The organism is Sorangiineae bacterium MSr11367 (genome assembly GCA_037157805.1).
In the GTDB taxonomy this organism is placed as follows: domain Bacteria; phylum Myxococcota_A; class Polyangia; order Polyangiales; family Polyangiaceae; genus Pendulispora; species Pendulispora rubella.
The window spans coordinates 3,295,957-3,313,426 of sequence record CP089983.1; the positions used below are offsets into that span (position 1 = coordinate 3,295,957).

Sequence of the window (17,470 nt, forward strand, 5' to 3'; positions counted from 1 at the left end):
ATCGTCTCCACCCCCTGTCAGCACCTACCTCACTTACGATGGCACAGGCACCCACCCGGACCAATCCAGAGGATAGTAAACGGGAATCTTCGATAAGCGCTACCGGAAAACTCCCCGCCTAACAAAAACGGTTTAGCTTGGTTCGCTGTGGCTTGACAACACCGCGCCGTCGTCTCCTTCACCCCCAAGGGTGAGGTTGTGCTTGACAAGTGCAAACGAATTCAGATTCGGATTCGCGTTTGCCAAACATAGACGGTTGCTGCGATGCAACGACCGTCAAGGACGGGTCGATCACTCCGCGTCAGCGATGTCGGCCGTGGAAACGGCCGGGGTCGGAACGAAGTTGCGCACGCTGTCCGGCGATTGGGAGAGGGCGGGCATCTCGGCGGCGGCCTTGCGGCGTGCGGCCTGCTCGCTCGCCACGAGTGAGGCCACGTAGCCGTAGCCGAACGTGAAGAGCATCGCGAACGGCGTGGCGAACCAGTGGCCCGTCTCGATGGAGGCGACGGTGCTGGCGAGCGAGAAGAGGCAGAGGCCGACTTCGATCATCGGCAGATCGGCGCGGGCGCGGTAACGCGGCGTGCTCGCGGCGGGGTTGCTCAGCTCGATGCCCTTCTTGGGCGTGCGCACGAACTCGCCGGCCATCGAGTGCAGGCCTTCGAAGACGGCCTTGGAGAGGTGCGGCGCGAGGCCGGCACCGAGCGCGAGAAGTGCGGGGAGCTGCTTGAGCGCGTCGATGCGGCGGCGTCCCTGTGCGGCCTCGGCCATCGCGTAGAAGGCGGCGAGCGAGCCGGTGGTGCCGATGCAGAGCGGCAGGTCGATGAGCAGCATGGCCTGCGGGTTCGTCGCCGGCATGAGGACGAGCGCGGGCAGGAGCAGGAGGCTCAGGAAGACCATGAGCGGGTAGGCGAAGTGCGGCGTGAGGTGGAAGAAGGCCTCGATGCGCTGCGAGAGCGAGAGGTTCGAGGTCATCACGCGCTTCATCAGCTTGCGCGAGGTCTGCACCGTGCCCTTGGCCCAACGGAATTGCTGCGCGCGGAAGGCGCTGACGTCCTCCGGGAGCTCGGCGGGGCTCACCACGTTGTCGCGGTAGACGAACTTCCAGCCGGCCAGCTGCGCGCGGTAGGAGAGATCCAAGTCTTCGGTCAGCGTGTCGTGCTGCCAGCCGCCCGAGGCGCCGATGGCTGCTTTGCGCCACATGCCGCCGGTGCCGGAGAAGTTGAACAACCAGCCGGCGGCAGCGCGCGCACGGTTTTCCACGAGGTGGTGGCCGTCGAGCATGAGGGCTTGCACGCGGGTGAGCAGCGAGTGGTTGCGATTCAAGTGGCCCCAGCGCGCTTGCACCATGCCGATCTTGTCATCGATGAACTCGGGAACGACCTGCTCGAGGAAGTCCGGCTGCGGGAGGAAGTCGGCGTCGAAGATGGCCACGAGCTCGCCCTTGGCGACCTTGAGCCCCGCATCCAGCGCGCCCGCCTTGTAGCCGGTGCGGTCGACGCGGTGGATGTACACGACGTCCAGCGTCGGATCGGTCGCAGCGAGCTCGGCAACGTGGTTGCGCACGAGGGCCCGCGTTTCGTCCGTGGAGTCGTCGAGCACCTGGATTTCGAAAAGCTCGCGCGGGTAGCGGATGGCCGCCACGTGCTCGAGCAGGCGCGCTGCCACCGTCGCCTCGTTGTAGAGGGGGAGCTGGATGGTGACGTGCGGCAGTTCTTTGCCGTTTTTGGCGTAGTCTTCGAGCTTGGGCGCGTTCTCGCGCATGGCCGCCAGCTTCTTCCGATGCCGCAGCACCGTCAGCACCAAGTGCGATCGGTGCAAGCCGTACATGGCGAGGAAAAGAAGGACGACGAAGTACGCTACGCAAAGGGCCAGGTACATGCCCGTGGAGCTAAGCACCCAGGGCCCTACACTTTGTCACCAACTTGTAATTCGTTGCACGTCGTTGTCTCGACGCGTCATTCAACGAAATCAGGGAGGGGGGAGTGCGGGGGTCGGGGCAGCGGCAGCGCGTTTATCGAGGTTGATATCGAAGTACCCCGCGAGGCCGATCGTCCAGAGGGCGTGGCTCGTCGAGTCGGTCGTGCTGTTCGTGCTGAAATTCGATTTGCTGTCGCCGAAGGTGCCGAGGCTTACGTCGATCTTCGGAATGAGGCGCAGGATCTTGCCGGCCTTGAAGTGCATGCCGACGCCGAGCAGGAAATCCGCGGAGCTGGCGGAGTTGTTCCCCTTGGCGGTGGTCCCACCGCTCGACACCGAACCGTCGACCGAGAAGCTTCGGTAGCCAATCCCGATGTCCGCGATGAAAGCGAACCCATCCGGGTTGGTGATGAGGCCGAACTTGCCCGCCGCGAGGAACGAGCTCGCGTCGTACTTCGTAGCGCCCTGCTTCACCTCACCGTACTTGGCGCCTTCGATCAGCGCGCTGAAGTAAAAGAGGCGCGCGAAACGAATGCCCGCTTCCGCACCGAGGGCCGCGCCTGGATTGGCGAGGTCGCCCATCGAAATGACACCGCCCTGCTCGGTGACGAACTTCCCCGCCGGGATGGCGACGCTGATGCGGGGGCCGAGGAAGAAGCTGGTGCGCGAACGCAGGTCGGTGGCGGGGCGTGGTTTCTCGCCCTCGGTGTAGGCGGGGGGCTTGTCGATGGGCGATGGCGAGGAGCCGGAGGCCGGGGAAATCTGGACGTACTGGCTGTTCGTCGTGGCGCTCACGGGGCCGTAGATGACGCCGCCGGTGCTCGTCAGGTTCAAGGAGATCGCCTGGCGCGCGCGCTCTTTGACGTCGACGGTCTGCTCGGCGCGGGTGTAGCCGGGGGCGGTGGCCACGACCTTGTGAACGCCCGGGTTGATCGGGCGCGAGACGCCGACCAGCGCACTGTGCAGCGGCTGCTCGTCGATGGTGACCGACAGCGTAGGCACTTGCGGCGGCGTGACGTCGATCTTCAACTCGGGCACGCGCGGCTCGATGGTCTTCATTTCCTCGCGGCCCTGCTCGACGGCTTGAACGAAGGCGGGCGGCGGGCTCGGAGGCATGGGGTAGCGCTGGAGCGCGCGGTACATCTCCAGCGCCTCCACCAAGTGCCCGAGGGCGGCGTGGCACTCGGCGATGCGCAGCATGTTCGTCGGCGCATTCACCACGGAGTTGGCGCGCGTGAAGCGATCGAGCGCTTCGGCGAACCGGCTCGCGCGTTGAAGTTCCACACCTTCGCGAAAGAGATCGCGTGCGGCGGCGCGATCCATGTCGCTCACGGGCTGGGCCTGGAGGGGGGTGGTCGTCGCGACGCCGATGCCAAGGGCCGCGAGGGCGAAGCAGAAACGAGAAGTTTTAAGCATGTTTCAGTAACCCGGATTGTCGTCTGGTTGCTTTCCGGGCGTCGAAGGATGGGGGGTAGGTTTCGCGGTCGGCGACGCGCTCGCGGAGCCCGTCGCGTTGTTGCTGGTGCTCGTCGAAGATGCGCTCGACGAAGGCTTGTCGGCTTTGTCCGGCTTGTCAGCCTTGTCCGTTTTGTCGGCCTTGCCGGTGCGGCGTCCCGTCTTCGTCGTCGACGGTTGCGCGGCCGCCGTCTTGGACGACTCCTCGTCCGGCGTCGGGGAGGCCTCGCTCGCAGGAGGCGTCAGGGGCGAAAGGCCCGGCGTCGACGCCGATGCGGAGGCGGTCGAAGAGTCACTGGGCGCCGATGCGGTGGTCGCAGGGTGGTGACCGCCGCCCATGGCCGCCGCTTTCGCCTTGTCTTGTGTGCCCGGGCTCACGCGGAAGGCCACGATGGCAAGCACGATGGTGGCCACGACACCGACGACGATGCCGAGGATCAAGCTCACCGACGAGCTCTTCACCCCGCGCGGCGTCGAGGCGGCGAAGCCCGGCGTGGTGGGCGTCGGCCCGGGCCCCGGAGACGGATAGCTCGGGGAGCTCGGCGAGCGATACTGCTGCGGCGGTGTCGCATGGGGATGCGGCGTGGTCGCCTGCAGCTGCGCGTACGCGGGCGGCGTGAAGGCGTGGGCGGCAGCCCCAGGCCCCGCTTGGGGGGCCGTTCCTAACGGTGCGCTCGGCACGGTGCGCGGAGGTCCCTCGCCACCGGGGTTGCTCGGAGAACTCGGTGAGCTCGGCCGATACATCGAGGCCGGATCGATCTCGCGCGACGCGCCCGACGTGGGACCCCGCCGCACGGTCACACCGCACAGATAGGCGAGCGCCTCGGCCGCCTCCGTCACGTTGGAAAAACGTCGCGCCGGCTCGCGATCCATCACGCGGGCGAACCACGTGTCGAACGCCTGCGGAAGCCCCGGCAGAACATGCGACGGCACGGGAAGCGGCGCGGTGCAGATCTTCACCAGCAGATCGCCCAGCGACTCGCCCTCGAAGGGAAGCACGCCCGTGACACACTTGAAGACGATGACACCGAGCGACCAGACGTCCGTCCGGTGGTCGATGTCGCGCAGGCCCCGCGCCTGCTCCGGCGACATGTAGTACGGCGTGCCGAGAACCGCGCCCGTCTTGGTGCTGTTCGACAGCGTTTGATCGGTGCTGCGGATCTTGGCGATGCCGAAGTCGAGCACCTTGGCCACCTCCTCGTCGTCGTCGGTCGACTGCGTGAGGAAGATGTTCTCGGGCTTCAAATCGCGGTGGATGATGTGCGCGGCGTGCGCGCGCGACAGCCCCCGAGCGACCTGTTGGAGAATTCGCGCCACGTCCTGCAGCGGAAGACGGCCGAGGCGGTCCAGCCGCTTGTCGAGCGGCTCGCCCTCGAGCAGCTCCATGACGATGTACGGCTTGCCGTCGGGCGTCACGCCGTGGTCGAAGATCTTGATCAGGTGCTTCGACTGAATCTTCGCCGCGGCCTTCGCCTCGTTGTCGAAGCGGCTGCGGGCCTCTTTGCTGTCCGCGTACTCTTTCTCGATGAATTTGATGGCGACGCGCAGGCCCAAGGTCTCATGACGCGCCTCCCACACCGAGCCCATACCGCCACGGCCGATTAAGCGGGCAAGCCTGTACTTATCAGCGACGAGATCGGCGGGAGGAGGAGGGGAGGTCGACATCTTTGCAAACGGATGCGGAAACGAGAGAAGAGCGCGCGAAAAGCGTTTGCAGCGTATCTCGGGTGCGACTCGGCGTCCACCGGTGCGGCACGCTTCTCGAGCAATGTCCGCGCCAGTTTCGTGATGATGTCGAATCGTCTGAAATTCTCGAGTACGCGCACATCGTGCCTACATGAGCACCGCGACGTTGCGTGCGAAATCGGCCCGATAAACCGTGACGCCCGCTACGCTGTGGCGGTTTAAGCGCCATACGGCAGCGTAATCGAAAGTGCACACATGACGGGCCGGCCGTCATTGAAAGTCGGCTGCCGCAAGCGGTGGGCCTTCGAGGTAGGGTGCGCGTCATGGCTACCGCCGGAACGATCCTTCCGTCCCCCGCGACCCCGGGGATTCTGTACCTCATCGACTTGTCGGGTTACGTGTTCCGCGCGTACCACGCCATCGCACCACTGTCGTCGTCCAAGGGCGAGCCGACCCACGCCACCTTGGGCACGGTCAACATGTTGCAGAAGGTGGTGAACGAGCGCCAACCCGCCATGCTCGCCGTGGCGATGGACTCGCGCGGACCGACCTTTCGCAAGGAGATCGACGCGCGCTACAAGTCGCACCGGCCCGCGCCCCCGCCGGATTTTAGCCTGCAGATGGCCCGGTGCGAGGCCATCGTCAAGGCCTACAACATTCCGATTTACCAGGCCGACGGCATCGAGGCCGACGACCTGATCGCGTGCGTGGTGCGCCGGGCGCGCGAGAGCGGCATGCGCGTGGTGATCGTGAGCGCGGACAAGGACCTGATGCAGCTCGTCGACGACGAAAAAGACGACGTTTTGCTCTGGGACTCGATGCGCGACAAGACCTACGGGCCCGAGGAGGTGCGCGCGAAGTTCGGCGTGGCGCCGAGCAAGGTGCGTGATCTGCTCGCGCTCACCGGCGACACGTCGGACAACATCCCGGGCGTGCCCAGTGTGGGGCCGAAAACCGCGGCCGATCTGCTCAACGAATTCGGCACCCTGGAGGGGATTTACGAGGGCCTCGCGAACGTGAAGAAGCCCAAGCTGCGCGAGGCGCTGACGAAGCACGAGGCCGACGCGCGCATCAGCCAGAAGCTGGTCACCTTGCGCAACGACTGCGAGATCGCGTGGGATCCCGAGCACCTCAAGTACGGCGGCGCCGACACGATGGCGCTGCGCGAGCTCTTTTTGGATCTCGAGTTTCACCGGCTGCTGGACCAGCTCCAGGTAGCGGCGCCGGTGGAGCGCAACTACCAGAGCGTGCTCGAGGCCAAGGCGCTCGCGGAGGTGGTGGAGCATGCGCGGACGAACAAGCGGCTCGCGTTCGAGTTGATCCTGAGCGACAGCGATCCGATGCGCGCGGCCATCGTGGGGGTCGCGCTTTCGACGGTGCCGGGCGAGGGGTACTACGTTCCCATTTCGCATCGCTACCTCGGTGCGCCGGCCATGCTGTCGTGGGACACGGTGAAGGAAGCGCTGTTGCCGCTGTTCCGGGATCCGGCGATCGAGAAGACGTCGCACCACTTGAAGCGCGCCTATCTGGTGCTTTTGCGGCACGGCGTGCGCATCGAGGGCGCGGTGTTCGACTCGATGTTGGGCGCCTACCTCTTGGATCCGGACGTCCCCGACTCGCTGCGCGAGCTGGCGCGCAAGGCACTGGGCATCGAGCTTCCGGTGTACGGCGAGAAGAAGGCGACCCCCGGGAAGAAGGCCCCGGCGCCGGTACCCTTCGACAACCTGCCCGTCGAGGAGGCTACGCCGTTCGCGGCGGCGGAGGCCGACGTCTGCGTGACCTTGGCCACGCGTTACGCGCCGAGCCTCGAGCGCGAGGGGCTGGCCAAGCTTTTCAACGACGTGGAGCTGCCGCTGGCGCGCGTGCTCGCCGACATGGAGCTCGCGGGCGTGCTGGTCGATGCGCGCGTGCTCGAGGCGCTGGGCAAGCGGGTGGAGGTGGAGCTGCGTGAATTGGAGGCCAAGGCGAAAGAGATCGCGAAGTCGGATTTTTCCGTGCGTTCGCGCGATCAGCTCGAGAAGATTCTCTTCGACGAGCTGAAGTTGCCGGTGCTCAAACGGACGCCGAAGGGCGGGCGATCCACCGATGCCGAGGTCCTCGAGGAGCTCGCGGAGAAGCACCCGCTGCCCAAGGTGGTCTGCGATTTCCGCGAAATCGACAAGCTCAAAGGGACTTACATCGATACCTTGCCGCGGGCGATCAACAAGGAAACGGGGCGCATTCACACGCAGTTCCACCAGACCGTGGCGGCGACGGGGCGTCTGGCCTCGAGCGATCCCAATCTGCAGAACATTCCCATTCGGACGGAGCTCGGGCGGGAGATCCGGGCGGCGTTCGTGGCCCCCGAGGGCAAGGTCCTGGTGAGCGCCGACTATTCGCAGATCGAGCTGCGCGTGCTGGCGCACCTGTCGGAGGATCCCGAGCTGATCGCGGCGTTCTCCAACACGGGCGCCGGCGAAGACGTCCACACGCACACCGCATCGCTCGTCTTCGACGTGCCGCGCGACCAAGTGACCCGGGAGATGCGCGGCCGCGCGAAGACCATCAACTTCGGGGTGATCTACGGGATGGGCGACGCGGCCCTGGCGCGACAACTCGACATCACGCGGGCGGAGGCCGCAACCTTCATCGGCGCCTACTTCCGGAGATACGCGCGCGTCGCAAGTTTCATGGAGGAAACGATCCAGGCAGCGGGAAAGGGCGAAGCCGTGCGCACGCTGCTCGGGCGCCGGCGCTTTCTGCCGAACTTGCACTCGGCTAACAGGGGCCTGCGCATGGAGGCGGAGCGCGTGGCGAAGAACTCGCCGATCCAGGGAACGGCCGCGGACATCTTGAAGCTGGCGATGGTGAAACTCGGCCAAGCCCCCGTGGTGCCGGGGGCCAAGATGATCCTGACCGTCCACGACGAGCTCGTGTTCGAGGTCCCCGAGGATCGGGTCGACGAGGCGATGCAGCGCATTCGCTCCGAAATGGAGAACGCGATTTCGCTTCGGGTGCCCTTGGTGGTCGATATCGGCAGCGGGAAAAATTGGAACGAGGCCCACTGATTTTTTGATCCCGCGGGGCACTTGCGGACATTAAGCGGCCGCGAAAAGAAGACGAGCGAAGGAAGCAGGACGGCTTCCCCCCGGCTATCGGCCCATGTGCCAACGCGTCCCCCCCAGAGGGGGGGAGTGGAATACAAACCATGATCGAGTTGTCAGGCCTCGCCATCGACGCGTGGTGGCAAAGTCCCACCGGTGGACAGCCCCCCACCCCCGTACTAGTGTCGCCCGGCCGCATTTTCGGCGGGTTTTCTAGCCCGTTGGTCGATCGAGTCCACAAGCGGACGCAACTTTTGCTAGATCGGCCGCGATTTTGCCTAGCAGCACCGGTTTCTCCAGGCGCTGAAGATCCCTAGCCTTCGCCATTCACATTTTTTAGGAGTCACGGGCACTTCCCCCACAGTGGGGTTCCCATTCGTTTCCCATGCAGAAGATGGACCTCGTTGCCCCCGAATTTCCCTCGTCCATTGGCGAGGCGGGGCCCCAATTAGGAGCCCTTCTTGGTCCAGCTCGAGCGTTCATACGCCGGCTGAGCGACCAAAAGCTGGCGCTCGCCATCGGAGCCGTTCTCTTTCTATTGGCTGCGTGGCCGCTCAGCTTGGTGGAGTTGCCGCCGTTACAGGATCTTCCGAATCATCTCGCCACGGTGACGGTCATCACGCATCCGGAGCACTACCCGGAGTTCGTTGCCAACGGCTTTTTCAAGACCAACGCCGCATTGTTCGGCTGGTTGTGTCTCGTGGGGAAGCTCACCGGGGTCAAGGCGGCGGCGCGTCTGTTCGTGCTGCTCGTCCTCGGGCTGAATGCGCTCGTCTTCCCGCAGTTCATTTTGCGGTTCACGAACCGCCGGCGCCTCATCGTCGCGAGCTTCTTCATCTGGCCGACCATCCACAACTGGTTCGTGTCGATGGGCATGCTCGACTTCGCGCTGGGGGTGCCGCTTTCGCTGCTCTTGCTCATGGCCGCGGATCGGCAGCGCCTCTCCCCAACGTGGTGGAACGGCGTTGCGATGGCGGTGATCGCTCTGGCCGATTGGTACGCGCACGTCTTCACCTTGATGGTCGCGTGCATGCTGCTCCTGGTTCACGTGGTGCAGCGACGTACCTGGCGCGAGCGGTACACCGAGGCGCTGCGCATGTTCGTGCCGCTGCTGCCGGCGACGGCCCTCACGCTCATCTCTCTGTACAACCACATGACCGAGCCCGTCGGGGCGATGACCGGTTACGCGGTGACGCGGATGATGATTCCGCCGTGGGAGCTCGCGTACAACCTGTGGGCGGAGTGGTTCTGGGGTTTCACCTGGCTGTCGATCTCGACGTTCGTTCCGGCGGCGGGCGTGGCCCTCTATGCCTACCTGCGCCGGGGTGAATCGCCGACGTTCTTCTCGCCGCTCGCCTTTGCCCTGTTGGGTGCGTTGTTCCTGTTTTTGCCCTACATCGCGACGAACTGGTTCCACGTCAATTCGCGCGTGATTCCGTATCTCTGGGTCGCAGCGTTCCTTCGGCTGCCCGATCGCATTGACGCGCGTTTCGGCAAGGTGCTGGCGCTCTGCGCGGGGCTGTACACCGTTGGTATGGGCATCGACTACGTGCGGTTGGACAACGATCGCATCAAGTTCACCGCGGGCATGTCCGCCGTGCCGGAGAACGCGAAGCTGTTGCCGCTCATCTTCAAGCGGAAGCTGACCAGCGAGAATACGCGCAGCCTGCAGCATGCATGGGGCTTCTACGTGTCGGAGAAGCAGACCAGCGCGCCGCTGCTCTTCGCGCACTCGCGGTCGTTCCCGGTGATGTACCGCGATCCGCCGAACCCGCAGTTCAATCATCTGGTGCTCGAGAGCTTCGCGCCAACGATGGAGAACCCCGACTGGATCTGCGGCATCATGCGCACGGGCGGGATCCACGAGCAGGACTGCGAAGGCGTTTGGCGCCGCCAGTGGCGAGAGTTCTGGCAGATGGCCACGCCGGAGTTCGACTCCGTGCTGATGTGGGACGCCACGCCGGAGGTGCAGGCGTTGGTTCCGCCCGAGTATCGGATGGTGCTGAAGCAGGAGCACCTGACGATCTACCGACGCACGGATGCGCAGGCGAGCCGCCTCTCGCCCGTCGAGAAGTAGCGAACCGCCAAGACGCCAAGCGCGCCAAGGGTTGGGGGCTTGAGAGGGGGGGCTCCTCCACACTCGAGCTCATCCATCTCTTTTGGCGTCCTTGGCGTCTTGGCGGTTCGCTCCCTCTCATGGCTGCGCCTTGACAGGGATCCGTGCGCGTACCAGAGTTGAATCTGCTCATCCCGATAAGCAGATGAATCTCTCCCAGTACGTCGGAACCTTGAACCTGTTGGGCGACGAGAGCCGCATTCGGCTCTGTGCGCTCTTGCGCGAGCGCGAGCTGAGCGTGACGGATCTCGTGCGCGTGACGGGGATCTCGCAGTCGCGCGTGTCGACGCACCTGGCGCGGCTGCGCGAGGGTGGTTTCGTGCGCGATCGGCGCGATGGGCAGCATTCGTTTTACGCGCTGGCGGTGGACACCCTGCCGCCGACGGCGAAGGCGATCCTCGACGAGACCACGAGTGCGGCCGATCCGACGTTGGAAGGCGATCGACGAAGGCTCTCGGAGCTCGATGCCGAGCAGCGCGGCGCCCTTCCCGAATCGTTCATCGGGAAGATGGATCTCCACTATTCGCCGGGCCGCACGTGGCCGTCGCTGGTCGTGGGGATCGCGGCGCTGCTGCGGCTGGGCGACGTGCTCGATGCCGGTTCGGGCGATGGCGCCGTCGCCGGCTACCTCGCGCCGCACTGCCGTTCACTCACCTGCATCGACGCGAACGCGCGCATGATCGAGGCCGCGAACGAGCGGCTCGCACGCTACGAGAACGTGCGCGCGCAAGTGGCCGACGTGCACGAGCTGCCCTTCGCGAAGGCGTCGTTCGACGCGGTGCTCGTGTTTCACACGCTGACGTACGCCGAGAACCCGGAGCGGGCCCTCGCCGAGTGCGCGCGCGTGCTGCGTCCCGGCGGCCGCATCGTGGTGCTCTCGCTCGATCAACACGAGCAGCGCGAGATCACCGCGCCCTATGGCGAGCGCCACACGGGCTTTTCGCCCCGCACCTTGCGCAACATGCTCGCGCGTGCCGGGCTCGCCGTTACATCGTCCCAGGTCGCTTGCCGCGAAAGCAAGAAGCCGCATTTTCAGGTCGTGCTGGCCATCGCCGAGAAAACCAAATGACAACCTCCCTTCACCCCCTCGAGAAGCTCCTTCAGAACCGCATCGCCATCATCGACGGTGCCATGGGTACGACCATCCGCACCTACGGCATGAAGGAGGCCGACATCCGCGGCACGCGCTTCGCGAACGCCACGAAGGATCTGCTCAACAACGGCGATCTCTTCTCGCTTACGCAGCCCGAGATGATCTGCGACATCCACCGGCGCTTCCTCGAGGCTGGGGCGGACATCATCGAGACGAACACCTTCGGCGCGACCAGCATCGGCCAGAGCGAATTCTTCGTCGACGATCCGCGCGAGCACGGCGGCAGGAAAGACCCGGCGTTCTACGACAAAATCGTGGGCGATTCATTCCTCGAGGGCCTCGCCTGGGAGATCAACGAGCAGTCCGCCCGCCAGTGCCGCACGTGGGCCGATCGCGTGGCCAACCAGGACGGGCGCCAGCGCTTCGTCGCGGGGGCGATTGGACCGCTCACCGTGTCGCTTTCCAATTCGCCCGATGCCGACGATGCGGGCTTCCGCGTGTGCACCTTCGATCAAGTGAAGCGGGCGTACATCCAGCAGGTGCGCGCACTCATCGCGGGGGGCGTGGACACGTTGCTCGTGGAGACCATCTTCGACTCGCTCAATGCGAAGGCGGCCTTGGTCGCGATTCAGGAGGTCTTCGCGCAAGACGGCAAGATCCTGCCCGTGCAGGTGTCGGCCGCCGTGGGGCGCGGCGGGGAAACGATGATCTCCGCGCAGACGGCGGAGGCACTCTGGAATGCGGTGGAGCACGTGAAGCTGCTCTCCATCGGCCTGAATTGCTCGCTCGGGCCCGATTTGATGTACCCGTTCCTCTCGGAGTTGGCGGAAAAGGCCAACGTGGCGATTTCGTGTTACCCGAATGCCGGCTTGCCCAACCCGCTGTCGCCCACCGGCTTCGATTTGGAGCCGGCCGACATGGCGCGCTACCTCGGCGAGTTCGCCCAGGGCGGCTTGATCAACATTGCCGGTGGTTGCTGCGGCAACACACCCGAGCACATCGCCGCCGTGGCCAAGGCGCTGGATGGCCGGCACCCGCGCGATGTCCTGGCGAAGAAGGAGGTGACCATCTCCATTCCCAACAAGCCGTTGCGGCTTTCGGGATCGCAGCCCTTCACGCAGCAGCTGGGCGTCTTCATGATGATCGGCGAGCGCACCAACGTGGCCGGTTCGCCCAAGTTTGCAAAGCTCATCAAAGAAGGAAAGTACGAGGAGGCGGTGAGTGTGGCCCGCCAGCAGGTCGAGAACGGCGCCAACGTGATCGACATCTGCATGGACGAGGGCATGATCGACGGCGTCGCGGCGATGACCCGGTTTCTCTCGCTCTTGGCGAGCGAGCCGGAGGTGGCCAAGGTGCCGTTCATGATCGACTCCTCGAAGTGGGCGGTCATCGAGGCCGGGCTTCCGTGCCTTCAGGGCAAGGGCATCGTCAATTCGATTTCGCTCAAGGAAGGCGAGGATACGTTCCGCAAGCACGCGCGCCATATTCTGAACTATGGCGCGGCGGTGGTGGTCATGGCCTTCGACGAAGAGGGCCAGGCGGCGACCCTTCAGGACAAGATTCGCATCTGCTCGCGTGCGTACCGCATTCTGGTCGACGAAGTGGGCTTTCCGCCCGAGGACATCATCTTCGACCCGAACATCCTCACGGTGGCCACGGGCATCGAGGAGCACAACAACTACGCGGTCGACTTCATCGAGGCCACGCGCTGGATCAAGAAGAACCTGCCGCACGCCAAGGTGAGCGGCGGCGTGTCCAACATTTCCTTTAGCTTCCGCGGCAACAACCACGTGCGCGAGGCGATGCACTCGGCGTTTCTGTACCACGCCATCCAGGCGGGTCTGGACATGGGCATCGTCAACGCGGGCATGCTCGAGGTCTACGAGGAGATCGAGCCGGGGCTGCGCGAGTTGGTGGAGGACGTGCTGCTCAATCGCCGGCCGGATGCCACCGAGCGGCTCGTCGACTTCGGCGAGAAGCTCAAGGCGGCCGGGGCGGGGGCGTCGGCCGGAGAGAAGAAGGAAGAAGAGTGGCGCAAGGGCACGGTGGAAGAGCGGCTGTCGCACGCGCTGGTGAAGGGCATCGACGCGTACATCGATGCGGACACCGAGGAGGCGCGCGTCAAGTTGGGGCGACCTCTCTTGGTCATCGAGGGGCCACTCATGGATGGCATGAGCGTGGTCGGTGATTTGTTCGGCGCGGGGAAGATGTTCCTTCCGCAGGTGGTCAAGTCCGCACGCGTGATGAAGAAGGCCGTGGCGTACCTCACGCCGTTCATGGAGGCCGAGAAGGCTGCCCAGGCGGCGGCCGGTGCGGTGGTGAGGACGCAGGGCAAGATCGTGCTGGCCACGGTGAAGGGCGATGTGCACGACATCGGCAAGAACATCGTGGGCGTGGTGCTCGCGTGCAACAACTACGAGGTCATCGACATGGGCGTCATGGTCCCGTGCGAGAAGATCCTTCAGCGCGCCAAGGAGGAGAAGGCGGACGTGATTGGCCTGAGCGGGCTCATTACGCCGTCCCTCGACGAGATGACCCACGTGGCGCGCGAGATGGAGCGGCAAGGCTTCAAGCTGCCGCTGCTCATCGGCGGGGCGACCACCAGCCGCGCGCACACGGCGGTGAAGATTGCGCCGCACTACAGCGAGCCGGTGGTGCACGTGCTCGATGCGAGTCGCGCGGTGCCGGTGACCACGAGCCTGCTCAGCGACGAAAATCGCGCCGCCTTCGTGCAGCAGCACCGCGCCGAGTACGAGCAGCTTCGGCGCATCCACGGCGCGCCGAAGCACAAATTGATTTCGCTGGAGGCCGCACGGGAGAATCGGCCGCGCATCGAATGGCGGGCGGAGGACGTGCCGCAGCCCGAATCCACGGGGGTGCGGGTGCTGGAGGACTTCCCTCTGGCCACCTTGCGCGAGTTCATCGATTGGACGCCGTTCTTTCACACGTGGGAATTGAAGGGTGTGTTCCCGCGCATTCTGGAGCACGAGAAGTACGGCGAGCAGGCGCGCAAGATCTTTGCCGAGGGCAATGCGTTGCTCGATCAGATCATCGCGAAGAAGCTGATTCAGGCGCGCGCGGTGTACGGCTTGTTCCCGGCGCACCGCGTGGGGGACGATGTCGAGATCTACGAGGATGGAACTCGTTCCAATGTTTTGGAGCGGTTCCATTTCTTGCGGCAGCAGACGGCGCCCGAGAAGGGGAAGGCCAATCGCTCGCTGGCGGATTTCATCGCGCCGAGGGAGAGCGGGCTCGCCGACCATATCGGGGCCTTTGCCGTGAGCACGGGCTTCGGGTTGAAAGAGCTGGTCGAGAAGTACAAGGCCGAACACGACGACTACAACGCGATCATGGCCGAGGCCATCGCGGACCGCTTGGCCGAGGCCTTCGCGGAATGCCTCCACAAGCGGGTGCGCGAGGAGTGGGGCTACGGCCGCACGGAGAACCTGAGCAACGCGCAACTCATCGAGGAAAAGTACCGAGGCATCCGCCCCGCGGCCGGCTACCCCGCCTGCCCAGATCACACCGAAAAGGGCATCCTATGGCGCCTCCTCGACGTGGAGAAGCACACGGGGATCCTCATCACCGAGTCCTTCGCGATGTGGCCGGGCTCCAGTGTGAGCGGCCTCTATTTCGCACACCCCGAAGCGCGCTACTTCACACTCGGCAAAATCGACCGCGACCAAGTCGCCGACTACGGCGTGCGCAAGGGCATGACGAATCAACAAGTCGAACGCTGGCTCGGCCCGAACCTCAATTACGACCCCGCCAACTAACGCCACTCCGCCAACGGCTCGCCGAAGAGAGAAATTCACAGGAAGACGGGAAGACGGGAAGGGCTGACGGTGCGACCGGACCGGAACGCTTCTTTGGGGTTTTCAGTTCGCTCACTGGGCCGATTGAAATCCCAAAAAACTTCCCGTCTTCCCGTCTTCCTGTGAATTCTCTCGGCTTTTCACTGAGCTGGCGCGAGTTCGAAGAGGGCGTCGCGTGGGGCGTTGGGGGCTTCGACGATGAGGGTGGCGACGCCGTAGGGCGCCATGGCGGGGATGGTCTGCGTGACGGCGAAGTCGCCGGTGCGGACGATCATGCGGGCGGCGGGGAGGTCGGTCCAGCCGATGTTGCGGAAGCGTACCTGGACGGTGGAGTCTTTGGTGTGCGTGTCGAGGAAGGTGCGGGTGCCGGCGCGTTCGAAGTTGGCGACGGCTTCGTCGAGGGCCTCGGAGGAGGCTTCGGGTGCGATGGCGTGAAGGCCGAAACCGCGTTTGGCGAAGCCTCGTGCCAGGGCGTCGAAGTCCGCGGGGTGGCCGGTGGCGCGGACGACGGCGAGCAGGGCGTCGCGTTGTTCGGTGAAGGTGGGCTCGGGTGGCGTCGCCTTCAGGCCCGCCACGATGTAGTCGGCCATCGCGCGCTTGGTGGCATCGAAGGTGCGGCCGGAAGCTTTCCCGGCCTTGGCGAGGCCGACGAAGCCCTCGAACAACGCCTCCGTCCAGATCTCGCCGACGTTGTGCGCCTCGGACATGTCGTCCGGGCCGGGGGCGAGCACCGCGTCCGCGGGCAACCTCGACGAGCGGCGCACGTCGGCGAACGTGAACGGATACATCGCGGGATTGGTGGAGTACGGCGCACGCCGGATGCCGAAATAGTTCGCGTCGCGTACGACGCCGCTCACCGTGTACTGCGCGATGGGGAACGTGCCCTCCTCGAGCGCGCCGCTTTCGAGATCGCGCTCGTCGAGGACCATCATGAGCGCGGCGAAGTCGCCCCAGCCCTCGCTCATGCCGAGGCACGACGGTGTGCTGCACGGCAGGAGGCGATGGTGGAGGTAGTGGCCCCACTCGTGGGCGACGACCATCGCGTCGATGGAGCTGTCGCGGACGGGCCCATGGCCGAAGCGGCCGCGCTTCCACAGGTGCAGCTCGAGTCGTGGTGACGTGCCGTCGGAGAAGGCCGTCATGCGGGCGTTGTCGGTCTTGCCGAAATCGGCACCGTCCTGTGCTTCGGCGAGCAGGGGATCTCCTTCCTTGCCACCGCGTCCGTAGTTCGACTCCTGAGCCACCCCGGAGGCCTCGTCGAAGCCCGAGTCGTACCAATAGTCGTGGAGCCAGTTGGTCACGTAAAAGAGCTGCGTGATGGCCGCCTTGATCTGGCCTTCGCTCCCGTCGGGGCTCTCGGTGACGTCGAACACGCGATCGAAGGTGCGCGGTGCGGTGACGTCGGCCACGAGATCGATGCCCGGCTCGTACCCGCTGCCGGGGCCTTTCGCGCCGTCCTTGTTGGCGTGTCGATCGTTGCGGTCGGCGTAGGCGTGCACGTTGTTGCCGAACGTGGTGGTCGCGCCGGCGGCGAGCCATGGATCGGGCTTGCGCTGCGGATTCGTGTTGAATCCTTCCATCGAGACGAGGGCCGGCGGCGCCCATGGGCCGCTGAGGGGCGCGTGCCCCGTGTCGGTGCTGGCCCATACGCGGTAGCGAAAGCTGTCGCTCGCCGTGAGGGAGACTTTGCGCAGCACGGTGCCGTCGCGTGCATCGATGGTGTACGCGTAACCCTCTTCCTCGCCGGAGAAGGGCGAAGGCTCCAACGTTTCCGCGTAGTACGCGGGGACTAACTTGGGGCCGGCCGCGGCGAGGACGCGCTTGGGCGTCGTTCGAGGCGTTGCCGTTCCGCGGAGCACCGCCGCGGGCGACAAAGGAAATTCCAGCGCGCGGGTGCCTGCCACGGCTTCCGCGTCGCGACTCAGATTCGACGCGATGGAGACGAGGTTTCTCGAGGCATCCAGAACGACGCCGGCGCGTGTACCGAACACCTCCACGCCTTTCACGCGCTGGGCGAACTGCACCACGCTGGCGCCGCCGGTCACGTCGTGCGCACGAGTTACCTCCAGCGAATGCAGCGTCGCTTCGGACCACCCGAAAAGCGCAGCGTGGCGCGCCAGATGAAGCCGCGCCGCCGTTTCCGGGCGAACGGGAAGCGTGGGGGCTGCCTCGTCGGTTCCGCTCAGAACGAGGCGCACCGCGCCGCGCCCGTCGCGTGAAGCCACGTGGCCGAGCGGCATGCCTTCCAGCATGGCACGCGCTGCACCTTCGTTCTCATCCGAAGACGCCTCGTGCGAGGTCTCTC

8 protein-coding genes are annotated in these 17,470 nt (G+C 65.4%); 4 read left to right on the forward strand and 4 right to left on the reverse strand.

The annotated features are described in order from the left end of the window. Positions 1–291 precede the first annotated feature (291 nt). From LVJ94_13330 to LVJ94_13340, 3 genes are all read right to left on the reverse strand, one after another. A complete protein-coding gene (locus LVJ94_13330; GenBank protein ID WXB08212.1) occupies positions 292–1,896 on the reverse strand; it encodes a glycosyltransferase in 1,605 nt (534 codons plus the stop codon). A 72-nt stretch (positions 1,897–1,968) separates the two neighbouring features. Beyond that, on the reverse strand, positions 1,969–3,333 hold the full coding sequence (locus LVJ94_13335) for a hypothetical protein (protein ID WXB08213.1): 1,365 nt from the start codon (positions 3,331–3,333) through the stop codon (positions 1,969–1,971). 3 nt (positions 3,334–3,336) lie between these two features. Continuing rightward, positions 3,337–4,959, reverse strand: coding sequence for a protein kinase (locus LVJ94_13340; protein WXB08214.1), 1,623 nt, complete (start codon positions 4,957–4,959; stop codon positions 3,337–3,339). A gap of 422 nt (positions 4,960–5,381) precedes the next feature. Here LVJ94_13340 and polA point away from each other — a divergent pair, with 422 nt between their 5' ends. The 4 genes from polA (at position 5,382) to metH (ending at position 15,126) form a co-directional block, all read left to right on the forward strand. Beyond that, positions 5,382–8,105 (forward strand): DNA polymerase I, encoded by a 2,724-nt coding sequence (gene polA / locus LVJ94_13345; protein ID WXB08215.1) that lies wholly within the window; start codon positions 5,382–5,384, stop codon positions 8,103–8,105. Positions 8,106–8,526: 421 nt separating this feature from the next. After that, positions 8,527–10,218: a hypothetical protein gene (locus LVJ94_13350; GenBank protein WXB08216.1), complete on the forward strand. Its 1,692-nt coding sequence runs from the start codon at positions 8,527–8,529 to the stop codon at positions 10,216–10,218. A 184-nt stretch (positions 10,219–10,402) separates the two neighbouring features. Then, a complete protein-coding gene (locus tag LVJ94_13355) occupies positions 10,403–11,326 on the forward strand; it encodes a metalloregulator ArsR/SmtB family transcription factor (protein WXB08217.1) in 924 nt (307 codons plus the stop codon). Beyond that, positions 11,323–15,126 (forward strand): methionine synthase, encoded by a 3,804-nt coding sequence (gene metH, locus LVJ94_13360; GenBank protein WXB08218.1) that lies wholly within the window; start codon positions 11,323–11,325, stop codon positions 15,124–15,126. Before LVJ94_13355 ends, metH begins: the two co-directional genes overlap by 4 nt. Before the next feature lie 179 nt (positions 15,127–15,305). Here metH and LVJ94_13365 read toward each other — a convergent pair whose 3' ends face one another. Then, complete coding sequence (locus LVJ94_13365; protein ID WXB08219.1) at positions 15,306–17,417, reverse strand: M36 family metallopeptidase; 2,112 nt, start codon at positions 17,415–17,417, stop codon at positions 15,306–15,308. Between the last annotated feature and the right edge of the window lie 53 nt (positions 17,418–17,470).

Coding starts and splice junctions, on each gene's coding strand:
- LVJ94_13355 (WXB08217.1), top strand. CDS start 10,403: ATGAATCTCTCCCAGTACGTCGGAACCTTGAACCTGTTGGGCGACGAG.
- LVJ94_13365 (WXB08219.1), bottom strand. CDS start 17,417: ATGCTGGAAGGCATGCCGCTCGGCCACGTGGCTTCACGCGACGGGCGC.
- LVJ94_13335 (WXB08213.1), bottom strand. CDS start 3,333: ATGCTTAAAACTTCTCGTTTCTGCTTCGCCCTCGCGGCCCTTGGCATC.
- polA (WXB08215.1), top strand. CDS start 5,382: ATGGCTACCGCCGGAACGATCCTTCCGTCCCCCGCGACCCCGGGGATT.
- metH (WXB08218.1), top strand. CDS start 11,323: ATGACAACCTCCCTTCACCCCCTCGAGAAGCTCCTTCAGAACCGCATC.
- LVJ94_13350 (WXB08216.1), top strand. CDS start 8,527: ATGCAGAAGATGGACCTCGTTGCCCCCGAATTTCCCTCGTCCATTGGC.
- LVJ94_13340 (WXB08214.1), bottom strand. CDS start 4,959: ATGGGCTCGGTGTGGGAGGCGCGTCATGAGACCTTGGGCCTGCGCGTC.